The organism is Phormidesmis sp. 146-33, from assembly GCF_052939515.1.
The window spans coordinates 1-1,330 of the sequence record NZ_JBJPHU010000282.1; the positions used below are offsets into that span (position 1 = coordinate 1).

Consider the following 1,330-nt stretch of genomic DNA (forward strand, 5'->3'; position numbering starts at 1 on the left):
GGGACTGTAAATTAGATTGTGTCAAAGGAAGAAATAAGATCTAATGAACTCATGAACTGGAGACACAACAAATGACCTTTCGACCCGAACTTTTGGATGAACTGCTCAAAGAATATCAAAATCCAGCCGATTTGATGGGGGACAGCGGAATTCTCAAACAATTGACCACAGCTTTAGTGGAACGCTGTCTGAATGCAGAAATGGAAACGCATTTAGCTGAGCAACGAAATCAACGATCGTGCTCAGACAACCCAACAAAAACCAGGAATCGGCGCAACGGTCACAGTAAAAAGACCATTCAAGGCGAGTTTGGCGAAGCGGAGATCGGCGTTCCACGAGATCGAGAAAGCGAGTTTGAGCCAATCCTGATCAAGAAGGGACAGACCCGATTCGACGGGTTCGACGACAAGATTTTATCGTTGTACGCCCGTGGCATGACCACCCGCGATATCCAGGCACAAGTGCAAGAACTCTATGGGGTAGAGGTGTCAGCGGGGCTGGTCTCCAACGTCACCAATGCCATCGAAGAGGAACGCAAAGCCTGGCAGAATCGCAGTCTGGATCGGCTGTATCCCATTGTCTACTTCGATGCCCTGGTCGTCAAAGTGCGCTCTGATGGACGAGTCACCAACAAAGCGATCCATCTTGCCCTGGCGGTGAATCTATCAGGCACTAAAGAACTCCTGGGCATGTGGATCACTCAGAATGAATCGGCTAAGTTCTGGCTGTCGATTTTGACGGAGTTGCAGAACCGAGGACTTAAGGATATCTTCATCGCCTGTATGGATGGACTGACGGGCTTTCCTGAAGCGGTGGAGACGGGCTTTCCCCAAACCCAGGTACAGCTTTGCATTGTCCACATGGTCAGAAATTCCCTCAGCTATGTGTCTTACAAAGACCGCAAAGCCGTTGCTGCTGATTTGCGACTGATCTACACCGCTGCCACCGAAGCAGAGGCAGAACAAAATCTTGTGACCTTTGCCGAAAAGTGGGACAAACAGTACCCGACCATTAGCAAGTCCTGGCTGAATCACTGGCACCGCATCATTCCCTTCTTTGCCTTTCCTCAAGAGATTCGCAAAGCGATTTACACCACCAATGCCATTGAGTCGGTCAACATGACCCTCAGAAAAGTGCTGAAAAACCATCGCTCCTTTCCCACCGATGAGTCGGCTCTTAAAGTTGTTTACCTTGCGATCCAGAATATCGCCAAAAAGTGGACGATGCCGATCCGCGATTGGAAACCTGCGCTGAATCGATTCGCGATCGAATATGAGGATCGTTTTCCAACCTAACCTTCACGTTTGACACAATCTATTTGACAAACCCG

The 1,330-nt window shown here is 49.2% G+C and carries 1 protein-coding gene; it reads left to right on the forward strand.

Translation table 11 applies throughout. The features are described from left to right. Positions 1–71: 71 nt before the first annotated feature. Positions 72–1,295 (forward strand): IS256 family transposase, encoded by a 1,224-nt coding sequence (locus tag ACJ2PR_RS35970; RefSeq protein WP_446880650.1) that lies wholly within the window; start codon positions 72–74, stop codon positions 1,293–1,295. The last annotated feature ends 35 nt before the right edge of the window (positions 1,296–1,330 follow it).